We start from the raw sequence: 21,689 nt of genomic DNA, 5'->3' as shown, positions 1-21,689 counted from the left end.
GTCACACCTCATGAATCCCCTACACCTACATGGCCTCGGCCGCGCATACACGGTTGCGACCAGATCGTTTAGCAGCGTATAAAGCTGTATCGGCCTGGTGGATGATTTGTTGTGTGTTGGTTGTTGTTTCAGGATAAGTGGCAAGTCCGATCGAGATGGTTATACGTATCATGCGATCTTCCGAAATCGGAAATTCCGTTTCCTCAACGGCAAGGCGAATCCTTTCCGCTATGTCTTGGGCCCGTTCATGTGGACAATCCAGCAGCAAAATGGCAAATTCTTCGCCTCCATGGCGAGCAACGATGTCAAAGCCACGGACTGTCTCTTTTAGAACCTCACCCATTTTTTGCAAAACCAAATCGCTGTCGCCGTGACCGTATGTATCATTGACGTTTTTAAAATGATCGATATCAATCATCAACATAGAAAGGACCTCTTTACGCTCTTGAACCATCCGTAGCTGGTCATTGAACAACGCATCAAATTGGCGCACATTATACAACCCAGTTAAGTAATCGACCTTGGATTCTTTTTCATACCTCTTAAAAAGCTCGTAAGATTTAAATAAGTAGTCCGCGACAAAATAACTGTACGATGCAGTCAAAATAGAAATCCAACCGTAATGGATACATAACGCAATCAACTCATCGCGTTGATCAACGACGATGGAGAACACAAAAAAGCTGTAACAAATCCCGAACACATTCACTAAAGCGTACTTTTGAAACGTGGATAACGTATTAAAACGCCTGACGATTACACCAAATAAACATACACCGAGGATGCCTCCTGCCGCGATCAAAGAAATGTAATTGACGCCCAATATGAGGAAGCGGGCCACAATCATAATCGACGCGGCAACAAGTGATGCGATCCAACCGCCGTAAACCGTGGCAATCGCGAGGGCGACGACCCTCATATCGACGATCATCTCTTTAACTTGAATCGCAAAAAGCATGAGAACGGCGCCCAACAAGCCGCACGATATCCCCAATAACACTTTTCCATTTATCTTCGACTTCGTCGATGTTTCACCTTTAAAAAGTTGTCCTCCCAAAAAGAGAAACGAAATAATGATCGAACCGTTGACGAACAAATCTTTAACGATCCTCTTCACCTCCTCCTAAATTTCAGGACGAAATACGTTACTTCCCTCTCGATTCGCGCAATTATTTACCTTAGCCTTGCAACAGCTGCTTAAAACGGATCATGGTATCCACGCTCCGATGTAACCCAATAGAGCCCCAAGCGCTAAGCCGCCGAGCGCCTCCCATTTTGTGTGTCCTTGACTTTCTCGCAGTTTTTTCTGTTGAGACGGTTTAATCAGTCGATTAAGATGTTGGGCATGATCGCCCACCGCGCGCCGCACCCCTGTCGCATCGATGATCGTGATCATCAAAAAGGCGAGACCGAGCGAAAATAAAGGGGTGTTGAACCCTTCCTTAAAACCGATTAACATCACCGCCGAACTAACGACGGTCGTATGTGTGCTCGGGAAGCCGCCGTTGCCAATCCGCTCGCGGGCTTCCGCGCCAAACCGCGCATAGTTGATTGCGAATTTCAGGACTCCTGAACAAAACCAAGCGATCAGGGGCAAAACCGCATAAATCCACGTTACATTCATTGCCGCTCTTCCCCCTTTTTTTGAATCAAACGATTACCCCAACCGAACCAAACGACAATGCCGAGGAACACGCCGAACCACAATGTCGCAAACCGACCGAATAACGTGGCGACCAACGCTTCCCCGCTTTCCACGCCAATCCCAATCAACAAGCGGACCATGCTCGTTTCAGCGATCCCGAGTCCGCCAGGCAACATCGAAACAGCCCCCGCAATCGTCGAAAAGGAAAAGATGTACACAGCGTCAACAAACGGTTGTGTCAGGCCAAGTCCGCTGAAAATGAGGTGAAAGGCGAGACACTCGAATAACCACGAGATGACACTGATCAACGAAGTCAGCGCAAAAGTTGAAAAGCGGAATAAAACGAACGAGCTATCGTAAAAACGCTCGATCCGATCGACCCAATGCCCTTTGCTTTTCAACATTTTTCTTAATCGGTCCATTAAACGTTGGCACAACCCACGGAATTGAAGGATAATCATCCCCGACAACAACACGATGCTCGTTAAGACCAACAACCATATTCCTTCGCTAAACCGAGTGAGTCCCCAGCCAGCGAGCAACAACATGGCCACTAAATCCGTCACCCGCTCGGCAACGACAATCGGGGCGGCTCGCTCGAACGGCGTATTTTTCAACCGTTGTAAAAAAGATGCTTTCAACAACTCACCCGCTTTTCCAGGGGTGATCGTCATCGCCAACCCGCTCAAAAAAACGACCGCGCTTTCGCGAATCGTTAGACGGATCTGCAATGTGCGCAGGTACAGCTCCCATTTGACAAAACGCAAGGCGTAACCGAGCAATGTACACAGAAAAATAAGGGGCAACAGGCCCCATTGGAATTGAATCAGCTGGTCCTGCAATTGACGAAAATCCCCCCAAATCGAAAAACCGACGATGACGAGAAAGCCAAACGCGAGACCATAGCCAAAACGCTTTTTTAATCGAGTTGTATCCATAAACGGTTCCTTTTTTTAAGCTAAATTAAGTGGAGGCGCCTCTCTTTGGCACGCCAGAGCTCCAATTTGGACACCAACACTAATAGTATAATTTAATAAACATCACGCTCAACGCATACAACACAACGGTGACGAGAATATGTTTGTCGTCAAGCAACACACGCTCAGGACTGCCCCCGCCGTCTTTCATGTGCACAAGGTAAAGATAGCGAAAAATGCCGTAAACGACAAACGGAATCGTCCACATCATCTGCACATCATCGCTCACCGTCGCTGTATAGAGCGAATAGCTCATAATCGTCGCTGAGGTGACGATGGAAATCATCTGATCGAGTAATCCGCGCGAATAATGTTCGAGCACTTTTCGTTGACGAGCGGGATCTTCCGCGAACAATTCGAGTTCGTGACGCCTTTTGCTCAGCGCTAAAAACAGAGCGAGTAACATCGTGCACAGGATAAACCAGGACGTCATTTCAACTTCGATTACGACCGCTCCAGAAAATCCACGCAACACGAAGCCCAAGGCAATGATCATCACATCGATGATGACAACGTGTTTGAGCCAGACCGAATACAACGCATTGACGATAAAATAGAAACAGAGAATCACGAAAAAGGTAGGATGCAGCGCATACGAACCAACCATCGAGACGGAAAAAAGCAATAAGGCGACGATTGCCGCCGTTGACTTTTTTAACTCTCCGGACGCAAGTGGGCGCTTTGCTTTTTCTGGGTGCAAGCGATCCTTTTCGATATCCATGTAATCGTTGAAAATATAAACAGTACTGGCAATGAACGAAAAACATACGAATGCCAGCAACGAATCAAAAACGGAATCAATATCTAGAAACTTCCCCGCGAACACAACCGCGGCGAAAACGAGTAAATTTTTAGTCCACTGTTTGGGACGCAACTGACGTATAATAGGGCGGATCTTCTCGTCCCTCCTCTCCGCAAAGTAACATTAATATAGTAGCATAATCTATCAATCGGCAACAATCGAAAACTTTGTTGGGGCGGAGCGGCGCTAAACGGCGCAACCTTCCATTGATATCCAGCGTCTCTATTCTATAGACGACTATTGAGGAGATGATTGATTTGATGAATTTATTTTCAATGCAAAACGGATCGAAGGGATTGGTTGTTCGTGTAGCGTTATCCCTGGCTTTGGTTGGTGGGTTGGCCGCCCATTTTCAGGCTACGCCAGTGAGCGCGGCGACTGAAGTTGCGCGAAATACCATTACTGTCGCTGGAAAAGGGGATGTTTTGATGACTCCGGATGTGGCGTATGTTCAGTTCGGACTCATCACGGAAGGTCAGTCCGCTCAACAAGCTCAACAAAAAAACGCTGAATTATTTAAAGAAATCCAAGCGGCGATCAAGCAACAAGGGGTTGGTGAAGCGGATGTGAAAACATCCCGTTACGACACACACCCCGATTATCGCTGGGAAAATGAACAAAACGTCCTGAAAGGGTATCGTTCCGAACACATCTTGGAAGTTACATATCGTGAGATGGATCAGATTGGATCGTTGTTAGACGCCGTCTCCAAAGCAGGAGCAAATCGAATTGAAAGCGTGCGGTTCGGCGCGGAAAAAGTGGATGAATATGAAATGATCGCGCTGCAAAAAGCAGTGGATCACGCTAGAAAAAAGGCGGACGCGTTAGCCAAAGGTTTAGGCAAACAGGTCAAAGAAGTTGTTGCCATCCAAGAATTTGGAACTGTCGCTCCGCTACAGTATCGCAACGCAATGTCAATTGCAGCTGACGGAGAAGCCGCCATGCAAAATTCAACAGCAACAACAATTAATCACGGTCAATTGACCCTCACTTCACAAGTACAAGTTACATTTGAATTTTAATGTTGGGATCAAGGGAGGACGCTATAGTTGGGGCGTCCTCCTTTTTTATCGAATATTGTGGATGGGGTTTTGGGGCGCAACCCGACGTTAGCGCGATGACCGAATCCACATCGCTTTTTTATCGAATATTGTGGATGTGAACGGGCCGCTCGGTCCAGAATCGGCAACAAAAAAAGCAGTTCAAAATTGAACTGCTTTTTTGGGTTTGGATCTATTGTCTACATGTTTGATAAGAAAGAAATCATGACGATCGCTTGAGCCCGGGTCGCTTGTCCTTGTGGCGCAAACGTTTTGTCTGGGAATCCATTGATGATCCCCGCTGCATGAGTCGCTTTTACCGATTCTACAGCCCACGGCGCAATTTTGTTCGCGTCTGTAAATGTTAACGCTTTTTCCGTGTTCACTGGCACTCCCTTTATTTTTAATGCAGAGTACACCATGGATGCCATTTGCTCGCGTGTGATTGTATCGTTTGGACCGATTTGATCCGCGCTGTACCCTCTTAATAATCCTGCGTGATAGGCTTTTGCAAGATTTTCATAGTACCATGCGTCAGACTTCGCATCTTTAAAGTTCATTTGCGTCGTCTCTTTCAAATCAAGTAGATTTACCAACAGAGTCGCAAATTCCGCGCGCGTGATTGGGTTGTTCGGATTCGCTTTCCCGTCCGTGCCCCTCACAATCCCCGCCTCGTACATTTTCACGATCTCTTTTTCAGCCCAATGTCCTGCAATATCAGAAAAGACAGGTGTTGATGGTGTAGGCGCGGGAGTTGGTTTTTCCTCTACTTTCTCCTCTTGTTTTTCATCGGATTTGTCGGTGTCAGTTTTATCATTTTTATTAGTAGTTCCACCGCCACCGCCGGATGAGGAACCTCCATTGCTAGAACCACCTGAATTGTTCGTATTTCCTAATACTTCTTCTTTAACAGAATCCCGGATCGGCTTTAAGCCATCTAGCGAAAAAGTTTCAAGGGCAGCATCAACTGCGTTTTTATGCTTACCTCGCACACTCATAAATGAAGACAAGAACCGTTCATTAATATTCGACTCCGTAAGCCCGTCTGTCTTCACATTTTTAGCAACATCATCAACAAAACTTTTTATTTCGCTTTCCGTTGCCCCAGCGCCCTTCCAATCCTCAATCATTTTAGGATTTTCTTTCATCAGCTTATCGGCTACCTTAGAGACATCCGCCGCAAAAACAGCGGGAGCCTGTCCGACAAGTCCTGTTGAAAAGCAAAGCGTTGCCGCTAAACAAGAATAAACAAATTTCTTTTTCATCATAACCTCCATAAATTGAGCCTAATTACAGCTATGTGCAATAAAGCTATTATATAACTTTTTTTAAAAAATGCTTGTACAATTTTAAAAGACTATGAACATTTTTTATTTCAGAAGCTTATTTATCTGGAATTATATCACCAATTAAGGCCCATTATATTGAAAAAACTTCCTTAATTCTAGGTTTGTGGTATAATTTGTTTTAGAAGTTCCACTTTAGAATAGTACATATGGAGGTATTTATTGATGGGTCAAGAAAGAAAGTTTAGACGTAAAGTATTGAGTCTATCACTAGCGACAACGCTAGCCTTAGGCGCCTTTGGCGCTCCGATTTACGCAACTTCTTCAATTTCGGACACAGTAAATGAATCTATTAAAGAAGCGCATGACTTGTATTCAAAAATTTTTGGAACAAAAGCCGGGCAAGAGGCTCTAAATGCTTTAAAAACGGATTTGACAAACTTTTACCATAACTCCAACAGCAACACGGTAAAAGGGTGGTTTGGTGATGATATTGATTATCAAAAGTGTAGTGAAACGTTAGGCGACCTCACGCCTGCAGACTTGATTAAAGAAGTCATCCGTCCTCTTTTCATCTCTTTTGAAGATGGTACGCTAGATGCTGATGCTTTAAAAAAGCACCAAGAAATATTTGATGAAAGAGGCATCGATGTCGATGTTAACCGAGTAGTTGAATTCGCTGAAGAATTCAAAGCAGAGATTATAAAGGAAGTAAAGAACCTATCTCTGAAAGATTTACTTGAACTAATCGATAATCAAGACAGTCAGACCATTATTAAAATATTAGAACCGGCAATTAATAGCGCTTATGATAAGTTATCCCCTAAATATTCAGATCTGAGCGATCAATTAAAAGCCGAATTATGCCTCGAAATAAAGGACCTAAAAGTAGTTGGAAAAAATGCTGTAAAAGACTTCCTAGAAAGAGGTCTAAATGACGACACAATTAGCAAACTAGTGGGCGCGGTAGAGGATTATCTTTTCCCTAAAGATCCTGAAACTCCTGAAGACCCTAAAGACCCCGAAGATCCTAAGGATCCAACACCTCCTACTGACGGCGGTAATGGCGGCGGTGGTTCTGGTGGAGGCGGTGGCGGTGGTTCATCTGTTAAAGCTCCAGCTAAATTAACGCCGATCATCCCAACATCTAAAACAGTCATTGCGCCAAAAGTAACGACTGAGGTTAAAAATGATGTTACAGTTGTCAATTTAGACGCAGAAGATTTAACGAAGCATCTTGACAAAAATAACAATGCAAAAGGATTTATCGCTTCAGTCAATGGTAAATCAGGTAGTGGAAAAATTGTCCTTAACCTCTCTGACATCGATGCGGTTGCTGACAACAATGAAGATAACGACTTCATCATTCAAACAGAAGACGCTGAATACGTTCTGCCTGCTAGCCTTGCGAACAGAAAAGCCCTGGCAAACGCTCTGAACATTGACGAAGCCGATCTTAGCAATGCAAAAGTCGAGATCAACCTGAACGATAAATCATCCGATTCATATAATGGCAAAGGTGAGACGGTATCTAAAATCGTTGACTTCTCCATTACTGTGAAGTACGGATCCCGTGAAGTAGAATACAAGAACTTTGGAAAGAAATATGTAGATCGTGGGTTTAACTTGGATAAAAAGCCTAACGCGGCTAAATCTGTCGGAGTTGTTTTAAATGCTGACGGAAGCGTAGCTCCAGTTCCAACCCTGTTTGTTAAATCAAACGGAAAAGACGTAGCTGTCCTTAAGCGCACAGCAAATACGCCATACACCGTTGTTGAAAACGACATTACACTACGTGACATCAGCGGACATTGGGCTCACAATGACATTCAATTATTAACCGATAAGTTGATCGTTAGCGGATATGAAGATAGTTCATTCAAACCGCAAAATAACGTGACAAGAGCCGAATTCGTTACGTTGATCACCCGTTCGCTTGGGTTACCAACCGACGATAAGGCTTCGAAATTTAATGACACGTATGCAACAGATTGGTTCGCCGGGGCAGTTAATGCCGGTGTCAAAGCGGGCTTAATTTCTGGATATGAGGACGGCTCGTTCCGCGCCAACAATCCAATCACGCGTCAAGAAGCAAGCACCATTTTAGCGAACACGCTTGATTTCCTAAAGCTTCGCGGCGAAATTACACATGGTCAAGCAGTCTCCGCGTTAGCCAAATTTAACGATGGACAAACAATCGCTGAATACGCGAAAGAATCCGTTGGTCTAGCCACTTCCATTGGCTTGGTTCGGGGAGATCACAATGGTTCCTTTAATCCAGTTGATCCAACAACACGCGCAGAAACAGTCGCGATGTTAACTCGTTTACTCGAAAAAGCAAAATTCATCAGTAAATAATGAAGGATTAAGCCTCTACTTTTAAGTAGAGGCTATTTTCTTTCAAAAACCGCTCATATTTTTGCAATGGGGGACAACGAAAAAGGGTGTGTTCTCTTCTCGGTATCCGTTTAAATCAACATACTCATTTCACACTTTCACCTGCAATCTACCAAAATGATTTACATTTTGCACCCTTATACCCCTTTATTTCCATTGTATTTCGTAGGATAATAGAGTATAGAATTCATTTTGATAGAAAGGAGGATTTACGATCGATTACTCTACTAAAAAAAGGGGATCTTATCCCCTAATCGGAAAACGCTTTTTAATCGTTGCATTTCTCGCGGTGTTCCTCTGTCCAATCTTGTTCCCACCTTCTTCAAGCGAGGCTGCGGAACCAACGATGTCCGTCAAGTTAGTCCGAACGGTTGGCAATCAAGCGAGTTTGGCGGTCGATGTAATGGGAAGTTTTCAGGTAGAAGAAACGCAACAAGCTCTGCCCGCAGCGCAAGCTTTGCGCATTCAAGCTGATCAAAATCAGCTCGCGCTCTATCAAGGGGATCAGGCGATTTATCGCGGGTCCACGATCACGGTTACTCCTCATACATATGGGTTAAATCAAGTGATCAAAATCAATGGCAAGCCGTATCTCGGGCAGATGACGTTTTCGTTGGAGAACGGTTCTATTATCCGACCGATCAACACGCTACCAATCGAAGACTATTTAAAAGGGGTTGTCCCGAATGAAATGCCGGCCTCCTGGGAACTGGAGGCGTTGAAGGCCCAGTCCATCGCGGCGCGGACCTATGCGGTTCGCAGAGCAGGGCAGTTGATTGATGATACCGTCAACTATCAAGTGTACAACGGTTTTCAGTGGAACGAGCGGACGTCACGAGCCGTAGATGAAACGAAAGGGCAAGTATTGATGCACAATGGCGCCCTAATCGACGCCCTTTATTCCTCTTCTAACGGTGGAATGATCGAAGCGAGCGGAAGCTTATGGCATCCGAATGCTTATTTACCCGCAAAAGCGGACCCTTTTGATCCACAAAATCCGTGGAGTCTATCTTTCAAAAAGGTTCAGCTACCTTTAGAAGGAAGGGACTTACAACAGGCCGATGCATGGTGGAATCAAGTCCAAGAAACGGATCCAGCAATCAGCAATACGTTAAGAACGTGGTTGCAGCAAAACGGATACGCCCAGCAAGCGATTAAAATTGTGGAGATCACGAACCTGTCTTTCTCAGGAGAAAGAACCGCTGGGAATCGGATTAGCAAAGGACAACTTGGGTTGACTTTTATCGTCAAGCAAGCGGATGGTTCAGCGCAGTTCATGCAGCGCGATTTTAGCGATGTGCCTGCGAACGCCTTTCGACAAATGCTAGGCGGTGGAACTGTATTTAAAAGTTTGTTTGTTGATTCGCTTGGGCAACAAGGCGATTCATGGACAATCTCAGGAAAAGGGTATGGTCATGCGGTTGGAATGAGTCAATATGGCGCCAATGCCATGGCCAAACAAGGGAAATCGGCCAATGAAATCACGGCCTTTTATTATCCTGGGACAGCCTTAACAGCCGCGCTTCCTGTGTCGCCGCAACCTACACAAATCGCGCAAGCGAATCATGCGGTAACAACGCAGACAACACAACCACCAACGGCAGCAGCGCCAAAGCCAACATCACAACTGGCGGCCGCTCCTGTAACCGCGAATCAAGCGAACTCACTTGCTTCACGAAGCGCAGGTTTGAGTCGACAAGGAACAATCAAGGCAAGTGTCTTAGTTGGATTGCGCGCGCAGCCTAATTTTCAAACGCAACCAACCCAAACGATAAAGCCTGGTGAACAAATTGAGATCATTGGAAAACACGACCGCTGGTACCACGTCAAAGTTGGCGAAGTAAGTGGGTATGTAGCGGATGATTTTGTGCAATTAAGATAAAACTTAGGACCAAAAGGAATTAACCGCATGAAAATCGAAATTACTAAATCTGATTTTCATGCGGGATTTCCGTTCCTCCACTTTTCCACCTTATAAACTCCAACTATCGGCTTTTTTCCTCACAATTCAGAAACGAATACATCAATCCTTTGTATCTCATCGGTAATATACATTCCAAAGAGCTAACAATTGATTGCCGACTCTCTTCCCTGTGTTATAAGACTGGTTATTTAGGACCCATTGTTATAAAATAGAGATAGAATGAACTTTTCTGACTTCATAATCTTAGAATGGAGGTTATAGAAAGTGGCAAAAGGTTTGTACGATAAAATTGTTGAGGCAGTTGGCGATCGAAAATGGGCGTTCCTCAATATCGACTATACGGTGGATTTTGTGGACGCGCAAGGCGCTTTAACTTGCGGTGAACCAGGGATTGCGCTGCATGATGCAATGGCTGAAGTAACAGAAAAAACAATTGAAAATGGTGTTTTTACGGTATTTGGGATCGATCTCCATTTAAAGGATGACCAATACCACCCGGAGACAAAATTATTCCCTCCCCACAATATTAAGGGCACTTCTGGTCGTGACTTGTATGGAAAGTTAGAAGCAATTTATCAAGAAAATCGCGACAAAGAAAATGTGTACTATATGGACAAGACCCGTTACAGCGCCTTTGCGGGCACCGATTTAGAACTTAAACTGCGTGAACGCGGGATCGACACGGTGTTGATTGCGGGTGTGTGCACGAACATTTGCGTGTTGCATACAGCGATTGACGCCTACAACCGCGGGATCAACATCGTGATCGCTGAGGACCTTGTCGCCAGCTTTAATCCGCAAGGACACGACTATGCTCTCACTCACCTTAAAAACACGTTGAACGCAACAATTGTAAAATAAAAAACAGCATGAATTAATAATGTCCTCATATATGGATCTTTTCACATACCAAAAGCCCTTCCGATTCGCTAAAAATTGGAAGGGCTTTCTCTTATTCAAATCATCTGTCAGCCGCTCTGTTTCAACAGTTCTGAGACCGTGACAAATTTATAGCCCCGCTTTTTCAAATTGCGCACAATCGTCCGCACGGCTTTGATCGTCTCCGCCTGGTTCGCGCCCCCATCATGGAACAGGACGATATCACCAGGTTTGACCACCGCGCCGACATGTTCGGCAATCACTTGTCCATTTCTTCGTTGATCCCAATCTTTCGGGTCGATCGACCAACGCACCAACCGATATCCCGTATAGCGACTCACATCAACAATGCGCGGAACCATCTCCCCGTACGGCGGGCGAAAAAGATGCGTTTTAATTCCGACATGATGGGCGATCAGACGCTCCGTCTGCCGTATTTCCTTATGAATCTCTTTCCAACTCAAATGTCGCATGACCCGATGCGAATAACCGTGGTTCCCGATTTCATGACCTTCGCGATGAATCCGAGCCGCAATTTGAGGATGCGCTTGGACCTGTTTTCCTAATAGAAAAAAAGTCGCCTGGGCCCCCTCTTCATAGAGCGCTTCCAACAACAGCGGTGTAAATGTGTGATGAGGGCCATCATCGAAAGTAAGCGCGACGAGCTTTTTATTCGTATCGATGCGAAATATCGTTTCATTTGGCTGACTCGCGTACGTCGCCTGGACAGTGAAACAAAACAGTAAAATCCAAGTCAATAAGATCGTAACTTTTTTTCTCAAGCTTTCAACTCCTCACCGTCAAAAAAATGTTGCTTTTATTATCTCCAGTTTAGACGGCGAACTATCAGGTGATATTTACCTGCAAAAAAAGCGTGGGAGCGTTTGGCGGGGTGGTCGTGGACGGACATGGTCTACCACCTCGGCGGATATGGGCAAGCGGGCTTCTTCATTACCACACACGTATGCCGTGAAAGATGATGTTTAGAAAAGGGCTGACTATGCCAAGCGCAAGCGCCCACCAGCCAAGTCGGTAGCCCTTACTGAACGCAGTAATAATGCCTAATATAAGGGCAACGCCTCCAAATAAAAATGGAGCGTAAAATAAGGAGATCACCCCCGATAGAATGCCAAGCCATGCCATCCAAATCGCAGATCTATCGCGAACGTCTTCCCTACGTTTTACATCTTCCAATTGAACTAACCCCCTTAATATGTCTTTTTACTCGTCAATTTAAATATGCCCAAAATCCATTTGTTACTCGATGATCCCCATCTGAAGCAGATCTTCGTAATGAATTTGACCTGTCTGCGGCAAATCGTGTTCTTTTTGATACAAATAGACGGCGATTTCTGTGGCTCGATCAAATTTTCCATGTGTCACCCCCCGATAATAGCCTCCTGCAAGCAAACGATTTTGGACCATTTCCACGAGCGATCCGCGTGAGCCAAGCACCAAAATACGATAGGTAATATCTTTATGACCGCTTAACGGTCCATCGATGATCACTGGTGTTCCGATTGGTATTTGTTCATAAATTTCTTCGATGTCTTTGTTTTTCATTCGAACACAACCGTGGCTGACATAGCGGCCTATTAAACCCGGTTTATTCGTGCCATGAATCCCATAAATCCCCCACGGCACATCGATTTCCATCCAACGCGATCCAAACCCGCTGCCCCAATTTTTAGACTTACGCACAATTTTATACTGCCCGATCGGTGTCGGCGTATTTTTTGCTCCTGGTCCAATGGAATGTGATTGTAACACTTGACCGTTTTCCTTAATTTGAAGCGTCCGATGCCATAAGTTAATGTAAATCTCTTTTTCAGCAAATGAAACGGGAGTAAAAAAAGGGAGTCCAAGCGCTACCCAGCATGATACGAAGACGACTATGACCGCTCTCATTCCATCACCTTTCACCTATTTAAAGTATGAGCACAACTTTAGTATGACCCATCTTTTAGGCTATATGAATCATTCCCAATTGTCTCCATGACTATCTTCACGTTATTTTCACACAATATCGCTTAGGAGGTGTTCACATGTCAAAAAATCTAAAACCTTTGACAAAGATGTTGTTAATTCCTACTTTAGTTGTTGGCGCTTTATCTGCTTGTGGATATAACAATGATGGGGCTCGCACGAATAACTACGATGGGATGAGACCTTACACGTATGACAATACGAATCGCTACAATGACAGCGCGTACAATAACAGTTACAACGGAGTAAGATCATACAACAACGATGGCGCTCGAACGAATATGTTTGATGGCCGCACTCACTCCTATGACACACGCAATAACAATACAAACAACGGCATGAGTCCTTTTGGCTATGGTTACAACAATGGCATGCGTAACGACTTAAACGATGGTGTAAACCGAAATACGACTGGATTTAATCGTAATGCCACGGGTGGAGTGACCAATCACAATCACGATCAACGCTTAGCCCGAACAGCTGCAAAAGAAGCGCGCTCTGTCGCCAACGTAACGAAAGCAACGGCCATAGCAAATGGTAATGACATTGTAATCGGAATTGATGTAAAGCAAGGCGCAGACAGAAATAAAGTGGAACAAAATGTGCGACAAAAAGTGAAAGCAAACCAATCTGGTTATAACATTCACGTCACGTCGGACAGCAAGATTCACTCTAGAATCCACAACGTTTCTACGCGCATGGCAAACGGCATGAACGATATGACTAACAACATGTCGAACAACAATAACAACAATTCTGGACACCCTGTGCGAGCATTAGGTAACGATGTCGCAGATATCATCCGTGACATCGGTCGAACGGTAACTGCTCCTTTTAGATAAGAAATAAACGTTCACACTCATATGAACGGGTCAGGTTAACTGGCCCGTTTTTTATGTTTGAAGCGGTAAGCAAAATTGGGAGGGATATAAATCATGTCTTTGACAAATGAATAAGAGGAAGGAAAAAACGCAATGATTTATGCTGAGAGGTGTTCCTATGAAGAAGCGAAACATTACAAAGATGCTGATCCTGCCCGCATTGTTAATCAGCGGACTGTCCGCTTGCGGCTATGGCAGTGATGGCGGCGCGCATGTCAATGAATATCATCATAATTACGGAACACAGTCCACGACAGCGATTGATCCGGAAGGCGTCCAAATGTATAACGCTAACTTTGGGCAGCGCGCTGATCGTGAGATCGTTCCAGATCGTGACGCAAGAGTCGCCCGCATCGCGATGAAATCTGCGCAAAGAGTGCCTGAAGTGAGTAGAGCGACAGCGGTTGCAATGGGTACAGATATTGTGATTGGCATCGAAGTAGACAACACGATAAACAAAGCGGATGTCGAGCGAAAAGTGTATGAGAAGGTAAAAGTGAGCCAACCGAGCTACAACCTTCACATTACTTCCGATGATCATCTTAGCAAACGTGTGCAAACACTTTATGAACGCGGCCATCAAAATAAGACATTAGATCAAGACATGGGAGCCGTTATCCAAGAAATTGGACGCTCAACGCCGCTAAGATGATTGGGTTTTAACTGGACGCCAAAGAAGCAGGTCGGAACGACAGTCACGCGTTCTACCTGCTTTTCTATTGGGGTTTATGTTAGGCAATCGTGATGATTTCGTATTGCGACGCTAACTCAACAAAATCACTCATCCCCGAAATGACACCCGTCGTCATCTTTTGCTCAATTTTATAAAAATCAACGCACGTTTTACACGCCAACAAGGAAACATCCTTTTCCGCTAATTCCTTGAGATGAACGGAAACCAAGGAGGATTCCGTCAGCAAATTTACGCCGTGGTTCATGAAAAAGATGGCATGCGGCAACTCTTCACGCTGTTTTAGCAGTGTAAAAAAGTTTTCCATCACCACTTTCCCCAGCTCCGCATCCCCTTTTCCAAACTGATCCGTCGTCACTAAAATCACTTTATTTTTCATATCGTTTCACGCGCCTTTCACGGATTAATAGAAGATTATCATATGTAGAAGATTTACTTTGCCACTGGAACTATATTATCATAATCGGAAGCTAAAGGCTTGACTAACTCAAAATACGCAATAACTCGTAATTTTTGTACTTCTTATTTCGCTTGGTATGCCGATCCGTAAAAAGTAATTCTTTTGCAGTTAACGCGTTCAATGCAGCGCGCACGGTATTTGCAGATAAGTTTAGCGCATTCGCTGCGGCCGAAGCAGTTGTGTTCGGATTGTGAAATGTGTACATCCAAACCTTCTTTTCGGAATCTTTCTCACATTCTTTTAAGCCGTTGATCGCTAACTTTTCCGCTGAGTCTAGCTTTGTATTTAACTTTTCCGCCATCCGTTCGCATGCTTTCAGAAAAAAGGTAAGCCAACTAGCCCAATCGGGATGATTGCCACGCGTTCCATTTAATAAATCATAGTAGCGCATCCGCTCCCGTTCCAGCTCTTCACTCACAAAAAAGATAGGAGAAGCAATCACTTTAGCTTGGATTAAATAAAGGACGATGACGATTCTACCAAGTCGGCCGTTACCGTCTAAAAACGGGTGAATGGATTCAAATTGGGCATGGATGATCGCTGTTTTCAAAATCGGATCCACGTCTTCATCCAATATCTCTTGTTCGGCATTAATATGGTTTTTGGGAAGTCTCTTTCCATAGGGATGACCGTTGATATATACTTCCCAATTTTACATGTACGTATCGATTTCATTTGCGGGGATAGGAATATAGGAGGCATCCTCTATTTTGTTAGTAGGTCCAATGAAGTTTTGGATTTTCTGAAATTCACCGCTGGCTTGGTTTGTTCCGCGGGCGCCAGCCATTAATAGTTGATGTAGCTTTTGGATCAGCCGCGTCGTGATCGGATATCCATTTTTGATATACTCAAATCCTGCTAACAAAGCCTTTTGATAATTCTTCACCTCTGTAACTTCCCACCTCGGCTGCGGATCATCTTGTTCTTCTACTATTTCTGAAAAGGTAACCTGAGTGCCTTCAATTCTTGTCGACTGCACGGATTCATTTAAGGATAATATGCGAATTAAATCATCGCCAACCATTGAATGCTTGAATTTTTCATCAAGTCGACTCATTTTATTGCTCACTTTAGCTAACTTTCGATATATTTTTAAAGCCTCTTTCAGTTCAACACCAATCGGAAGCGGTAATAATCCTTGAATTGCCATCAAACCATCCTCCTCTTTCTTCACATTATACCCGATTAACGAAATAAACCCCCTTTTTTTAGTTAATGATTTGGCTGTTCTAAAATAAGATTCGTTTACAGTAATGATAATAATTTGTTACACAATCTATTGAATGCAACCGATTTAAATATGATAAAATGGATAGCGTACATATTACCTAGCGTCATTCATTTAAAAAGGAGTCCTTATGAGCAGAAATGCCTTAATTCAAGGGGCAATCATCTTAACGATGGCTTCGCTTGTAACGCGGGTGTTGGGGATTGCCCAGCGGATTCCGTTGCAACGCATTCTTGGCGATAGCGGGATGGCCACATATGGGATTGCTTACAATATTTATGGAATTTTGTTGATTATCGCGACGGTGGGGATTCCGACGGCGTTAAGCAGACAAATTGCGGAATATCATGCCCTGGGACAATATAGTGAAGCGCAGCAAACGTTTCGAGCGGCGCAGTGGTTTGCATTAGTCACAGGCTTGGTAGCAGCCATTTTCTTATATGGGCTCGCTCCTTACTATGCGATCTACGTGAGTAACGATCCGCATGCAGTGTTGTCCATCCGAGCGATCGCTCCCGCGTTGTTATTGTTTCCGCTCATCTCCATGATGCGCGGCTATTTCCAAGGGATGCAAATGATGAGCCCAACGGGTCTGTCGCAAATTTCAGAACAGATCTTGCGGGTCGGAACCGCAGTCGCGTTTCCGTTATTGCTGTTGTATGCGGGATATTCACATGAGGTAGCGATTGCCGGAGCTTCGTTCGGGGCCGTTGCTGGCAGTGTCGGAGCAATTGCGATTATGCTTTTCTATGTAAGACGGACAAAGGCGGATCGACTCGAGCAAATGAAGGTCCAGGGCGGCGAAGCGCAAACGCTTAAAAAAAGCTTCATCTACAAGCAATTGTTGAAAACGTCGATTCCGATTAGTTTCGCGTCTACCGCGATTCCTGTGCTCTATTTTATCGATTCATCAACAGTGATCGCCTTATTGCAAACCAATGTTGGGTATGATCACGCGAAAGAGTTGCTCGGTATTTTGACGGGACGCGCCCAGTCGTTTGCGTCTATTCCGCCGATCTTGGCGATTGCAATGGGTTCAGCGATTTTACCCGTCGTATCCGCTGCCTATTCCCGTAAAGATATTGGCGAGGTGCAACGGATGAGCAGTTTGGCCCTGCGCCTCGCGTTGATTACGGGGGCCCCGATCGCCCTTTACTTAACGGCTGCCGCCTTTGCGGTCAATGGCTTCCTATTTAAAAACACGGCTGGTTCGTGGATTATCGCGATGCTTTGTTTTGGGAGTATTTTTCAAATCGTGATGACGATCTCCACCTCTATCTTGCAAGGAATGGGGAGAACAACGTCGCCGATGTGGCACGTTTTTGCGGGAATTGTGGTGAAAGCAATGGCCAATTTCGCGTTAACGCCAAGCTTTGGCATCTACGGGGTTGTCGCGGCGACTTCACTTGGGTTTATTATCATTTTGGCCCTCAACCTGCGCTCAATTAAGGAAATCGCTCCGCTGGAGATTTTGTCAAAACGGTGGACGGGATTTCTACTCGCTTCACTGGCGATGCTGATCGTGACGGGCGGTTGTTATTTCGGTGTGGAACCGCAGTTGCCAGTTACCTGGCCTTCGCTGCTGCGTTATGGGCTGCTTTGTCTGATCACCGCCATACCCGGCTTTCTCGTTTACGGTTGGCTGATGCTACGACTTGGCGGAGTTACGGAGGAAGACCTATCGCACCTTCCCGCTCGTGTTCGGAAAGTGGCGCAAAGGATGTAATAGCCTGGGCCCATGGCGAGGATAAGCGAGCAGGCAGCGTCCTGAAATGTAAAGGAAAAAGGATCAGACCTTGACGTCTGATCCTTCTCTTTATTCTATTGATAAGATAATCTATTGACTGCGCCCCTTTAAACCATTTAAAATTATAGTGACGCTTTTTTGCATAAATGAGTTAGAGGTAGAAACTTACGCGTTTAGTTTGTGTTGTTTTTGGTAGCATAGCCCTAATGGGATTTTGTTTTCTTCCTTTAATGTATAACCTGTTTTAAACAATCGCGCATCCTCCTGTGTAACGTGCTCTTTTTTACATTGGATACAGTAATACGTGTTCACATTCTAGCCCCCACTCTTATTCTATCGGATTTTCCATTTATCTTCATTTTAATGGATTGGCCTGTAGATTGTTAGCCGAATCGTTCCTCAATTATCGACATAAAATGTCAATTCGCTAGCATCTTCGCCTTTTTCCTTGCGAATGGAAGGCGTGAGGTATCAATTGTATGTTGAAAATTGGAGATTGCGTACCTTGGAATAAAAACCCAAATGGGAGAAATAGCGCCATAAAATGACTTGAAACGCGCGTTTTGTAATATTTATGAACTATTACATAAATTTTATAGTGCTTTTATAACCTATTGGCTATATAATAATAGTAGCTAAACTAGCGTTTAGTGTTGGGAGTCGCTGACCCTTCCCTTTCGGGGGAAGGGTTTTTTTTAGGCTTTTGGTTGCTGGCAAGTCCAACCATTCCTACTAGATACTACTAGACGCCTTCCTCTTTTTTGTAAAAATAGTGTCGACACTTGCGGAACGAAAGTTAGCGCGCTACTTTTCGTTCTCTATTATAATTAAAGCTAGCTAAAGGAGGAGATACGGGAGTGAAGAGATTACTGCTTATTTTGGCGGCGTTTTGCCTATTTGTAAGTGGGACAGGTTCTGCGGTAGCAACATCACCGAAAAGCAATCAATTTATCATTATAAACAAAGCGAATAACAGACTCGCTTTTTATGAAGACGGTAAACTGGTAAAATCGTTTTCCGTTGCGACCGGTAAAGAACAGTTGTTTACACCCGAAGGAACGTTCCAAATTGTCAACAAGATTAAAAACCGACCGTATTACACAAAGAACATTCCAGGCGGTGATCCCCGCAATCCGCTCGGTGACCGATGGTTGGGTCTGAATGCAAGGGGAACATGGGGAACGACCTACGCGATTCACGGCAATGCCAATCCGAATTCAATCGGCCGATATGTATCGGAGGGTTGCGTGCGGATGCACAATCAAGAGGTCCGTTGGCTATTTGACCAAGTTAAACTGTACACCCCCGTCGTGATCACGACGTCAAAGCTCGGCTTTGAAGAAATTGCGGTGATGCAAGGACTTTTGTCTCCGCCTATTGAAAAAGTGGACACGATGATTACATTGCTTAGCCCCGCCAAGTTATATACGCGACCTTACGCGCTTGGCTACACGGGACAGAGCATTTCCCCGCAACAAGTACAAGCTTTTGAAAAAGCGGGCAGCGACTGGTATCGCATCAAAGCATGGTTTGGAGACGCCTGGTTTAAAGCTGAGCAAGCGATTGTCGGCGGACCAAAGATTGAAAAAGTGGACACATCCATCACGATTTTAGATGCAAAAAGGCTCTACGCCCAACCACAAGGCAAAGGCTGGACAGGCCAAACACTGAGCCCGCAACGCGTAACCGCTTTTGAAAAGGCGGGCGATTGGTACCGCATCAAAGCGTGGTTCGGAAACGCATGGCTAGATACGTCGGAACAGGCGATTGTCGGCGGTCCACAGATTAAAAAAGTCGACACAGCGTTGACCTTGACGCAATCCGCCAAACTATATAAGCAACCGTTTGGTCTTGGCGACACCGGACAAAGCGTCAGCCCGCAACGGGTACTCGCTTTTGAAAAAGCGGGCGATGACTGGTACCGCATTAAAACGTGGGTTGGCGACGCATGGCTGCATGCTAGCGAACACACGATCATCGGTGACATCCAGCCAAGCGAATCAGACGCTGAGATCGACGGATTTGATCCTGTCAGCCCGGAAGTGCTGCGTGAACCTGACGTGATCGGCGACACTGAACTCGATCGCAAGCAAGTTCCGTTCGAGATTATCACCGCTGACCAAATGGATCAAGCGATGACGAACTGGTATAATTCGCTAATCGCTGCAAAACAAGCGACATCTGGCAATTGGCGCGGCGAACTGTACATCTTCTTACCTGCTGGCTATTTACAGGAAGTGATCGAGGAAGACGGCAAACTCGTCGTAACAGGGACAGCCCCTGACACAAGCAGGGCTGAAGCCGCGTTGCCCCTTCTTCTAAAACTACCTGGATTCGCGGTGGATCAAACTGTTTTGATTCAATAGATTGATTGGTGGCGGGATGACCTGAAAAGGCGCCAAACCGAATAGTGGAAACGATGTTGATGGAGCGAGCCCTCAAGGGCTCGCTCTTTTTTTCTTACGCGGCGCATATACTTTTACCAAGACAGGCTTTCCCTGGAGGTGGTACCAATCTTCATTCCCCATCATTATCGGCGTCAACAAATGCGAAGAATGCTGCTGATTGTGTGCGGCTTTTGTTTATTAGCGATTATTGTGTATCGAATTGACCCCTTTTTCATGACCAAAAAGAGCCTATCCAGTTCGCTCGGTCCAAAGGAAGTTGTGGAGAAGTTTTACGCATATGAACAGGCGGGCGATTTCGGCAGCTCGTGGGAACTGTTTCATCCTTTAATGAAGGAGAAATTTAACAAGCAACAGTATATCCAAGCGCGCGCTCGCGTTTTTTTGGAAGACTTCGGGGTGGAAACGTTTGAAGTGCGCATTGGCGAACTCGTTGAAGAGTCGTCGTGGCGGATGTCTCCGTTGTCACCCGTATTAACCGACACGCAAAAAGCGCCTGTGCTCCTGGTCTACCACAGTATTTTTGGGGATTTGCAAATTAGACAAGACGTCTACGTTGCGCTCGACGAGGAAAATTCCGATTATCGGATTCTTTGGGCTTACAGCCAACAAAAATAGGTAGCGTTAGGTTGGCATTGGGTGGCGGTGAAAGAGCGCCAACTTTTGAGCGGATACTAAGAATACTAAATTTGAAGGGATGACATCGGAACCTTCGTCGAGTCTGTCTCCCTTTGCAAACAGGGCGATTTGTTCATGAAATTGTTGGACGAATGCGGGCTTTTTTGGCCGATACTCTGCGATAATGGAAGGAGAAAAGAAAGGAGTTGTTTGGTTATGAAGAAATGGACGTTAGCGTTAGTGGCAACAGGACTACTTGCAGTGGCAGGCGGGGCTTGGGCAGCGACCAGTCCAGCAACCACTCCTCCAAGCGGAACCGATTTCGGGTATAGATCGCCTACTGGACCCGGTAGTTATGGGTGGACGTTTGATGAGATGCGCCCGCATATGAAACAAATGCATCCGAATTTAGAGACGGAAGAGTTGGAACAGATGTACCAACATTACCATATAAAGGGAAGCCATCCGCGCGGACACGGAATGATGATGCAACATTGGCGTAATCAGTAAGCCGCATTACTCGTTCTTTTCGCAGCGCCATCACGATGATTCACGGAAAGCGTTTCGAACGCTAATGAGGAGCGGACCCGAATGTAAGGGCACTTTTGACCGTTACAGACTGCTGGGCGACGAAAATTCGCTGCGTAACGGGAGGTGAGGCCCTTACAGAGAGGCGATGGCGTAAATTAAGGGGAGGACCCGAATGTAAGGGCGCTTGTGACC

The 21,689-nt window shown here is 45.3% G+C and carries 21 protein-coding genes; 10 read left to right on the top strand and 11 right to left on the bottom strand.

Features of this window, described 5'->3' with window-relative positions:
* Window positions 1-25: 25 nt before the first annotated feature.
* From BEP19_RS14980 to BEP19_RS14965, 4 genes are all read right to left on the bottom strand, one after another.
* On the bottom strand, window positions 26-1,117 hold the full coding sequence (locus tag BEP19_RS14980) for a diguanylate cyclase (protein ID WP_120190749.1): 1,092 nt from the start codon (window positions 1,115-1,117) through the stop codon (window positions 26-28).
* A gap of 90 nt (window positions 1,118-1,207) precedes the next feature.
* The gene (locus BEP19_RS14975; RefSeq protein WP_120190748.1) at window positions 1,208-1,624 is read right to left on the bottom strand and encodes a divergent PAP2 family protein; all 417 of its coding nucleotides are present in this window, start codon (window positions 1,622-1,624) and stop codon (window positions 1,208-1,210) included.
* Window positions 1,621-2,583, bottom strand: a complete 963-nt coding sequence (locus tag BEP19_RS14970) for a lysylphosphatidylglycerol synthase transmembrane domain-containing protein (protein ID WP_120190747.1) — start codon at window positions 2,581-2,583, stop codon at window positions 1,621-1,623. The genes BEP19_RS14975 and BEP19_RS14970 overlap by 4 nt, the downstream gene beginning before the upstream one ends.
* Before the next feature lie 79 nt (window positions 2,584-2,662).
* Window positions 2,663-3,508, bottom strand: coding sequence for a decaprenyl-phosphate phosphoribosyltransferase (locus BEP19_RS14965; protein ID WP_281269306.1), 846 nt, complete (start codon window positions 3,506-3,508; stop codon window positions 2,663-2,665).
* A gap of 176 nt (window positions 3,509-3,684) precedes the next feature.
* Here BEP19_RS14965 and BEP19_RS14960 point away from each other — a divergent pair, with 176 nt between their 5' ends.
* Window positions 3,685-4,446, top strand: a complete 762-nt coding sequence (locus BEP19_RS14960; protein ID WP_170145396.1) for an SIMPL domain-containing protein — start codon at window positions 3,685-3,687, stop codon at window positions 4,444-4,446.
* Window positions 4,447-4,664: 218 nt separating this feature from the next.
* Here BEP19_RS14960 and BEP19_RS14955 read toward each other — a convergent pair whose 3' ends face one another.
* A complete protein-coding gene (locus tag BEP19_RS14955; protein WP_170145395.1) occupies window positions 4,665-5,729 on the bottom strand; it encodes an S-layer homology domain-containing protein in 1,065 nt (354 codons plus the stop codon).
* Window positions 5,730-5,975: 246 nt separating this feature from the next.
* Here BEP19_RS14955 and BEP19_RS14950 point away from each other — a divergent pair, with 246 nt between their 5' ends.
* The 3 genes from BEP19_RS14950 to BEP19_RS14940 all read left to right on the top strand — a co-directional run bounded on the left by BEP19_RS14950 (window position 5,976) and on the right by BEP19_RS14940 (window position 10,932).
* Complete coding sequence (locus BEP19_RS14950; RefSeq protein ID WP_120190743.1) at window positions 5,976-8,108, top strand: S-layer homology domain-containing protein; 2,133 nt, start codon at window positions 5,976-5,978, stop codon at window positions 8,106-8,108.
* 385 nt (window positions 8,109-8,493) lie between these two features.
* A complete protein-coding gene (locus tag BEP19_RS14945; RefSeq protein ID WP_120190742.1) occupies window positions 8,494-10,029 on the top strand; it encodes a SpoIID/LytB domain-containing protein in 1,536 nt (511 codons plus the stop codon).
* A 306-nt stretch (window positions 10,030-10,335) separates the two neighbouring features.
* A complete protein-coding gene (locus tag BEP19_RS14940; RefSeq protein WP_245983623.1) occupies window positions 10,336-10,932 on the top strand; it encodes a cysteine hydrolase family protein in 597 nt (198 codons plus the stop codon).
* Window positions 10,933-11,039: 107 nt separating this feature from the next.
* Here BEP19_RS14940 and BEP19_RS14935 read toward each other — a convergent pair whose 3' ends face one another.
* From BEP19_RS14935 to BEP19_RS14925, 3 genes are all read right to left on the bottom strand, one after another.
* The gene (locus BEP19_RS14935) at window positions 11,040-11,732 is read right to left on the bottom strand and encodes a polysaccharide deacetylase family protein (RefSeq protein ID WP_120190741.1); all 693 of its coding nucleotides are present in this window, start codon (window positions 11,730-11,732) and stop codon (window positions 11,040-11,042) included.
* Between the two features lie 169 nt (window positions 11,733-11,901).
* On the bottom strand, window positions 11,902-12,144 hold the full coding sequence (locus BEP19_RS14930) for a hypothetical protein (RefSeq protein WP_120190740.1): 243 nt from the start codon (window positions 12,142-12,144) through the stop codon (window positions 11,902-11,904).
* A 63-nt stretch (window positions 12,145-12,207) separates the two neighbouring features.
* Complete coding sequence (locus BEP19_RS14925) at window positions 12,208-12,858, bottom strand: L,D-transpeptidase family protein (protein ID WP_120190739.1); 651 nt, start codon at window positions 12,856-12,858, stop codon at window positions 12,208-12,210.
* A gap of 137 nt (window positions 12,859-12,995) precedes the next feature.
* Here BEP19_RS14925 and BEP19_RS14920 point away from each other — a divergent pair, with 137 nt between their 5' ends.
* Both BEP19_RS14920 and BEP19_RS14915 read left to right on the top strand, forming a co-directional pair.
* Window positions 12,996-13,778 (top strand): YhcN/YlaJ family sporulation lipoprotein, encoded by a 783-nt coding sequence (locus BEP19_RS14920; RefSeq protein ID WP_120190738.1) that lies wholly within the window; start codon window positions 12,996-12,998, stop codon window positions 13,776-13,778.
* Between the two features lie 157 nt (window positions 13,779-13,935).
* Window positions 13,936-14,469 (top strand): YhcN/YlaJ family sporulation lipoprotein, encoded by a 534-nt coding sequence (locus tag BEP19_RS14915; RefSeq protein ID WP_170145394.1) that lies wholly within the window; start codon window positions 13,936-13,938, stop codon window positions 14,467-14,469.
* A gap of 79 nt (window positions 14,470-14,548) precedes the next feature.
* On the opposite strand, the gene BEP19_RS14910 is transcribed toward BEP19_RS14915, so the two are convergent.
* The 3 genes from BEP19_RS14910 to BEP19_RS18035 form a co-directional block, all read right to left on the bottom strand.
* Entirely contained in the window at window positions 14,549-14,887 is a 339-nt protein-coding gene (locus tag BEP19_RS14910; protein ID WP_120190736.1) for a DsrE family protein, read from the bottom strand.
* A gap of 103 nt (window positions 14,888-14,990) precedes the next feature.
* Window positions 14,991-15,563 carry a Fic family protein gene (locus tag BEP19_RS18040; RefSeq protein ID WP_281269305.1) on the bottom strand — a complete coding sequence of 191 codons (573 nt, stop codon included), beginning with the start codon at window positions 15,561-15,563 and terminating at the stop codon, window positions 14,991-14,993.
* A 57-nt stretch (window positions 15,564-15,620) separates the two neighbouring features.
* Window positions 15,621-16,118 (bottom strand): Fic family protein, encoded by a 498-nt coding sequence (locus BEP19_RS18035; RefSeq protein WP_245983621.1) that lies wholly within the window; start codon window positions 16,116-16,118, stop codon window positions 15,621-15,623.
* Between the two features lie 208 nt (window positions 16,119-16,326).
* Between BEP19_RS18035 and BEP19_RS14900 the strand changes: the two genes are divergently transcribed.
* The 4 genes from BEP19_RS14900 (at window position 16,327) to BEP19_RS14885 (ending at window position 21,476) form a co-directional block, all read left to right on the top strand.
* A complete protein-coding gene (locus BEP19_RS14900) occupies window positions 16,327-17,922 on the top strand; it encodes a putative polysaccharide biosynthesis protein (RefSeq protein ID WP_120190735.1) in 1,596 nt (531 codons plus the stop codon).
* An 878-nt stretch (window positions 17,923-18,800) separates the two neighbouring features.
* On the top strand, window positions 18,801-20,309 hold the full coding sequence (locus tag BEP19_RS18195) for a L,D-transpeptidase (RefSeq protein WP_120190734.1): 1,509 nt from the start codon (window positions 18,801-18,803) through the stop codon (window positions 20,307-20,309).
* Window positions 20,310-20,489: 180 nt separating this feature from the next.
* Window positions 20,490-20,966, top strand: coding sequence for a hypothetical protein (locus BEP19_RS14890; RefSeq protein WP_120190733.1), 477 nt, complete (start codon window positions 20,490-20,492; stop codon window positions 20,964-20,966).
* Window positions 20,967-21,182: 216 nt separating this feature from the next.
* Window positions 21,183-21,476 carry a hypothetical protein gene (locus tag BEP19_RS14885; RefSeq protein WP_120190732.1) on the top strand — a complete coding sequence of 98 codons (294 nt, stop codon included), beginning with the start codon at window positions 21,183-21,185 and terminating at the stop codon, window positions 21,474-21,476.
* Window positions 21,477-21,689: the final 213 nt, after the last annotated feature.

Source organism: Ammoniphilus oxalaticus (assembly GCF_003609605.1).
GTDB classification, from domain to species: Bacteria; Bacillota; Bacilli; order Aneurinibacillales; family RAOX-1; genus Ammoniphilus; species Ammoniphilus oxalaticus.
Note: the sequence above shows the minus strand (reverse complement) of the source record. Positions and strands in the feature narration are given on the sequence as shown.

Coding starts and splice junctions, on each gene's coding strand:
- BEP19_RS14975 (WP_120190748.1), bottom strand. CDS start 1,624: ATGAATGTAACGTGGATTTATGCGGTTTTGCCCCTGATCGCTTGGTTT.
- BEP19_RS14970 (WP_120190747.1), bottom strand. CDS start 2,583: ATGGATACAACTCGATTAAAAAAGCGTTTTGGCTATGGTCTCGCGTTT.
- BEP19_RS14960 (WP_170145396.1), top strand. CDS start 3,685: ATGAATTTATTTTCAATGCAAAACGGATCGAAGGGATTGGTTGTTCGT.
- BEP19_RS14955 (WP_170145395.1), bottom strand. CDS start 5,729: ATGAAAAAGAAATTTGTTTATTCTTGTTTAGCGGCAACGCTTTGCTTT.
- BEP19_RS14950 (WP_120190743.1), top strand. CDS start 5,976: ATGGGTCAAGAAAGAAAGTTTAGACGTAAAGTATTGAGTCTATCACTA.
- BEP19_RS14945 (WP_120190742.1), top strand. CDS start 8,494: ATGTCCGTCAAGTTAGTCCGAACGGTTGGCAATCAAGCGAGTTTGGCG.
- BEP19_RS14925 (WP_120190739.1), bottom strand. CDS start 12,858: ATGAGAGCGGTCATAGTCGTCTTCGTATCATGCTGGGTAGCGCTTGGA.
- BEP19_RS14920 (WP_120190738.1), top strand. CDS start 12,996: ATGTCAAAAAATCTAAAACCTTTGACAAAGATGTTGTTAATTCCTACT.
- BEP19_RS14915 (WP_170145394.1), top strand. CDS start 13,936: ATGAAGAAGCGAAACATTACAAAGATGCTGATCCTGCCCGCATTGTTA.
- BEP19_RS14910 (WP_120190736.1), bottom strand. CDS start 14,887: ATGAAAAATAAAGTGATTTTAGTGACGACGGATCAGTTTGGAAAAGGG.
- BEP19_RS18035 (WP_245983621.1), bottom strand. CDS start 16,118: ATGGCAATTCAAGGATTATTACCGCTTCCGATTGGTGTTGAACTGAAA.
- BEP19_RS14900 (WP_120190735.1), top strand. CDS start 16,327: ATGAGCAGAAATGCCTTAATTCAAGGGGCAATCATCTTAACGATGGCT.
- BEP19_RS14890 (WP_120190733.1), top strand. CDS start 20,490: ATGCGAAGAATGCTGCTGATTGTGTGCGGCTTTTGTTTATTAGCGATT.
- BEP19_RS14885 (WP_120190732.1), top strand. CDS start 21,183: ATGAAGAAATGGACGTTAGCGTTAGTGGCAACAGGACTACTTGCAGTG.